Below are 4,908 nucleotides of genomic sequence, written 5' to 3' on the forward strand. Positions count from 1 at the left end.
TTAATTCCTTTGTCTGTTTTTTCCTTCTTTTTTGTGTGATTATATCTGTGAATTCAAGTAGTGATGTCCTACGCTATATTATAATTTTACCTATTTTAGCACTTCTTATTATGCTTCCTTTCGGTATTGTTGCTTTAATGTTTGGGCTATTTCTTAATGCTAGAATTTTAATGAAGCGAGAAGGAAGACGGTTCACTAACTGTTTAACACTCCTTGCTGCTTTAGGGATGTTATTCTTTATGTTACTCCCTATCATAAATCCAGCAAGTTTGGTCTCATCGCATTTAGAGCCTATTTTTGCAGCTATTTCTCTTATAAGCTTCTATTTCTTTATACACTTATCTAACTTCTTAAGCGCATATTTTTTATACCAATTCAACAGACCAAGACGTAATCAAGATTTCATTATCGTTCTTGGTAGCGGCTTAATTAATGATAAAGTACCACCATTACTTGCAAGCCGCATTAATAAAGCTATCGACTTCTATTGGAAACAAGCAGCTGTAAATACACCACCAACAATTATTTTCTCTGGTGGTCAAGGTCCAGATGAAGGTCTTCCAGAGGCAGAAGCAATGCAAAATTATGCTGTTGAAAAAGGAATTCCTCTTGAACATACAGTGCAAGAAAATCGCTCTGTAAACACATATCAAAATATGTTGTTCTCTAAAGAAATTATGGATTCTTTAAAACCTGAAGGTAAATATAAAAGTATTTTTACCACAAATAATTTCCACCTTTTCCGCGCTGGCATATACGCTAGACAAGCTGGTCTTAATAGCCAAGGAATCGGGTCAAAAACTGCATTTTATTACTGGCCTAACGCAATGATTCGCGAATATGTTGCGATTGTCGTAATGGGACGTAAGCGCCATATGAAAATATGTGGAACTATTTTAGGTTTCGCTTTATTCGTATCAATACTTAGTTTTATATTTTCTTAATAGCATCCCATCCTTTGAAAGGATGGGATTTCTTATACTGATTTCAAAAATATTTTAAAGATAATATGGTGATAATATTCCCTGCATACATCCATTAAAGGAGAATTTTTTCAAATTAAATGTTAAAATAAAATTTAGGTGTGAATGACGTAACAAATAAGAAACTAGTTTGAAACGAGGAAATTATATGGAGAAAATTATCAAAAACAAGCCCAATAAGCTAAAAATTGCTTCAAAAGCTTTGATGATTATTATTGGGGCATTTATTACAGCGTACGGATTAGAAGCAGTATTAATTCCAAATAACGTATCAGACGGTGGTGTGACTGGTTTAAGTATCGTTAGTTCAAGATTATTTGGATTGCCATTAGGAGCTCTAATCGCAGTTATTAACATTCCTTTCGTTTGGTTAGGGTATAAGCAAATCGGTAAAAGCTTTGCGATTTATTCTATTATCGGAATTGCTTCATTAGCAGTAGGTACCGTTGTCATGCACGGAATACCAGCTATTATTGAAGGCGATACATTATTAGTTACAGTTGTTGGTGGTATTATCATCGGTTTTGGTATGGGACTAGCATTACGTAACGGTGGGGCATTAGATGGAATCGATATGCTTGCTGTATTGCTTTCTCGTAAGTTACCATTTGGAACGAGTGACCTTATTTTATTCTTAAACATGTTCGTATTTATTTTCGTATCAACGGTATTCGGTCTTCAAGGAGCTATCCTTTCGGCAATTGCTTACTTTATCGCTTCGAAAGTGATTCATATCGTTGAAGTTGGTTTAAGTGGTTCAAAAGCATTTAAAATTATTACAAAAGAGCCTGAATTAATGGTAGAAACAATTCGCGATCGTTTAGGCCGAAGTGCAACATATAACGAAGTATACGGTGGTTATTCAAGAGAGAAATTCAAAGAAATTTCTTGCGTAATTAACCGTTTAGAAGAAAGTAAAATGAAAGAACTTATTAATGAAATTGATCCACACGCCTTTATTACAGTTTATGACGTAGCAGAAGTAAAAGGAGGTAATTTCAAGAAACGTGATATTCATTAATCGTTATATAAAAGAGGGTGTGCCAAAATTTTGGCACACCCTCTTTTTATTATTAAGTTGCTATCGTTGTCAGTTTTTGTCGGTAAGTCGATATATTTCAATAATCGCTGATATATTTTAAGTTGTGGTCGATATATTCCAATAATCGCTGATATATTTTAAATTGCGGTCGATATATTCTAATAATCGCTGATATATTTTTACTTCCCCCCTTATGCATAAATCGTACCAACTGAAAGGGATTAATTCCCATAACAAAAAAAGACCAAAAAGCAATTTACACTTTTCGGTCTCTATACTATCTTCTCTTTGTAATTTTTCCTGAACCACCAACCCTTGTTTTCGGAGGAGATGTGTTCCTTGGCGGCGTTTTAATAGATGATTTTGGCTTCACATCTGATCCGCTTGAACCGCCTGGTGTTTTTGTAATTTTACCCTTGCTTCCAGTAGAAGGTGGGGGCGTCGTATTACTTCCTTTTTCAGTAATACTTCCCTTATCACCTACTGATGGTTTCGAATCTACATTATCGCCTCGCTTAATGATAGACCCTTTCCCTTCCTTCGTAATTGGAGGTGGGGTTTTCTTTTCTTCTTTTGTAGGTGGTCTCTCTGGAATAACTGGTTTATGATTTTGTCTATCGTTATATCCTCGATAATCACCGTATGATGATTTTCGTGAACCGAATATATCGTTTAATATGCTACCCATAATATATCCTTGCAAAAAGGACGGTTGGTAATTTTGACGGACAAATTCTTTATTACTTATTTCAATTAACGTATCAGATGGTTTCTCTTTATCCTTTTGCAGGTTATAAATCTTATCAGAATAAACGAGGAACATTTGATTTTCGTCTTCTTTAGATGCTTGCTTCGGTTCTCTTTCGTTAATGAGTTCCTTCGCTACTTCAGGAACTGACCGATTGGCGGCCCTATACACGTAAGATTCTTGTTTACCTTCCTTGGCAACAGATTCAAGTGGATAACGGTCTTGAATCGACTTTGTCTGCCCGCCTTGACAACCTGATAAGGCATAACCAGCAACAACAAGTAATATAACGATAGCAAGTATAGGGATTACAAACGATTTAATCATGGTAAACAATCGGTTTGACATGATTACGCCCCCTTACGTTGCTCTTATAATTTGTACATCAGCAGGAATGATTGCTTCTCCCTCATACATCATTGTGCGACCATTTTGCCATTCAATACGCAATAATTTTCGATTGTCTGATTGGAATTCCCATACGTACTGTTCTTCTGAAGCTGAGAATGGAGTTTTTCCCATCACAACAACACGTCCGTTATATTGTTCTTCCATATGGTACTCGGTATCATCCATTTCAATTGTCGTGGGAATTTCATCAATTGAATCTAAGCGACCATCAATTGGTGTATATAATTTGTAATACGTATTTTCACGATCTTCAATTTTTAAATAACGAATATCTTTTCCATCTTGCAATGTCAAAACAATTTCCTTACGCGAATGCATACTCGTTTTCCCAATTAATTCATACATAACTAATGAAACTTCAATCATATCGCCAGGAGCTAACGTTAAAAGACTTTTTTCCGGCTTCAGTGGCTCTGGGCTTTTCATTATATTTTTTATTCGTTTAAATAAACTCATACTCTACCCCTCCTTTTCTCTTTATAAACAAGCACCTAAAATTAGTGCACCAACAATATGTAATGATCCGGCTAACATCGCATGTGCAACGCTACCTTCTTTCGTACCTTCTTCTAAATCAAGACCAGACATTTTCTTTAATACAAATTCGATAAACATTTCTACCACTAATAAAATAACGAAAGAAACTGCTGAAGCAAGAAGTGCCTGCCATAAGTCATTTGCTTTCGTAATTGATTGGGATAAAATGTACCCTTGTGCAAATAATTTCATAATAAAACGAGTTGTTACAGCTGTATTTCCATTTTTAATTTCTTTTAAATCATTGTATTTTGTAAAAATTGAATCAACCCACATAATTGCAAATAAAAGTACTGCACTCGCTCCAGTCCATACAAGCATGGCAACTACATTCATCCATGTCATTGCAAAACCTCCTCTAAATATAATAGAAAACCGACATGAATATATTTAGACATGTCGGTTCATTTGTCTCTATTCTATATTATTTCTCATACTGCTTCATAATACGAGCTAATTCATCGTCAACAGCAGAATTTTTGTTTAAGCTTGCGAATTCATCATCTAATGATTTTTCTTTCTTATAAACTTCACCGCTTGCTTCTGCTTCAGCCTCTAATTGAAGAGCTTTCTCTTCCATACGGCTTAAACCAGCTTTTGCTGAGTTTGAATCAAATCCAGACATCGCCTGATTAATATTTTTTTGTGCTTTCGCCGCATTTACACGCGCTACAAGTGTCTCACGTTTATTTTTCAGCTCATTTAATTGCTTACGCATTTCTTCTAGCTTTAGGCGCAGGTTATCAGCAGCAGCTTTATTTTGCTCATAGCTTGCTTTATACTCATTCATCTTTTGCTCCGCATTTTGTTTTTCTTCTAGTGCACGGCGCGCAAGATCTAAGTTATTAGCTTGAACAGCCATATGAGCTTGCTCTTCACGTTTTTTCACAAGTGCTTCTTGCTCTTCAAATAATATTTTGAATTTCTTCTCAAGCGCGATTTGAGCTGCTACACTTTTCTCAGCTTCTTGTACATCCGCTTGCATATCGCGTAAATATTGATCAGTCATCTTAACTGGATCTTCCGCTTTTTCAATTAATGAATATACATTCGACATTGTTAAATCTCTTAATCGTTTGAATACAGACATCTAAATTCCTCCTATGATATACCTCATATTTCAAATTCACTACTTGGAAAACTGAAAAATCTCCCTTTACAGTAAAGAATATTCATTCTTACAGCCT

General features: G+C 35.2%; 6 protein-coding genes. 2 read left to right on the forward strand and 4 right to left on the reverse strand.

What is annotated here, in order from left to right; translation table 11 throughout:
* Positions 1-944: YdcF family protein (locus ACQGS6_RS22815; RefSeq protein ID WP_426965649.1), on the forward strand; the 944-nt coding region annotated here is incomplete at its 5' end.
* Positions 945-1,131: 187 nt separating this feature from the next.
* The gene (locus ACQGS6_RS22820) at positions 1,132-2,004 is read left to right on the forward strand and encodes a YitT family protein (RefSeq protein WP_000411244.1); all 873 of its coding nucleotides are present in this window, start codon (positions 1,132-1,134) and stop codon (positions 2,002-2,004) included.
* Positions 2,005-2,302: 298 nt separating this feature from the next.
* On the opposite strand, the gene ACQGS6_RS22825 is transcribed toward ACQGS6_RS22820, so the two are convergent.
* The 4 genes from ACQGS6_RS22825 to ACQGS6_RS22840 form a co-directional block, all read right to left on the reverse strand.
* The gene (locus ACQGS6_RS22825; RefSeq protein ID WP_000071190.1) at positions 2,303-3,121 is read right to left on the reverse strand and encodes a DUF4247 domain-containing protein; all 819 of its coding nucleotides are present in this window, start codon (positions 3,119-3,121) and stop codon (positions 2,303-2,305) included.
* Positions 3,122-3,133: 12 nt separating this feature from the next.
* On the reverse strand, positions 3,134-3,640 hold the full coding sequence (locus ACQGS6_RS22830; RefSeq protein ID WP_000051740.1) for a DUF4178 domain-containing protein: 507 nt from the start codon (positions 3,638-3,640) through the stop codon (positions 3,134-3,136).
* Between the two features lie 21 nt (positions 3,641-3,661).
* A complete protein-coding gene (locus ACQGS6_RS22835; protein ID WP_000220087.1) occupies positions 3,662-4,066 on the reverse strand; it encodes a DUF350 domain-containing protein in 405 nt (134 codons plus the stop codon).
* A gap of 79 nt (positions 4,067-4,145) precedes the next feature.
* Positions 4,146-4,811 carry a PspA/IM30 family protein gene (locus tag ACQGS6_RS22840; RefSeq protein ID WP_000110280.1) on the reverse strand — a complete coding sequence of 222 codons (666 nt, stop codon included), beginning with the start codon at positions 4,809-4,811 and terminating at the stop codon, positions 4,146-4,148.
* Positions 4,812-4,908 lie beyond the last annotated feature (97 nt).

It is taken from the genome of Bacillus sp. GMs2/2, from assembly GCF_050172095.1.
GTDB lineage: Bacteria > Bacillota > Bacilli > Bacillales > Bacillaceae_G > Bacillus_A > Bacillus_A cereus.

Bases quoted from the DNA above. Each gene is read 5' to 3' on its own strand.
- ACQGS6_RS22820 (WP_000411244.1), top strand. From the start codon at position 1,132: ATGGAGAAAATTATCAAAAACAAGCCCAATAAGCTAAAAATTGCTTCA.
- ACQGS6_RS22825 (WP_000071190.1), bottom strand. From the start codon at position 3,121: ATGTCAAACCGATTGTTTACCATGATTAAATCGTTTGTAATCCCTATA.
- ACQGS6_RS22830 (WP_000051740.1), bottom strand. From the start codon at position 3,640: ATGAGTTTATTTAAACGAATAAAAAATATAATGAAAAGCCCAGAGCCA.
- ACQGS6_RS22835 (WP_000220087.1), bottom strand. From the start codon at position 4,066: ATGACATGGATGAATGTAGTTGCCATGCTTGTATGGACTGGAGCGAGT.
- ACQGS6_RS22840 (WP_000110280.1), bottom strand. From the start codon at position 4,811: ATGTCTGTATTCAAACGATTAAGAGATTTAACAATGTCGAATGTATAT.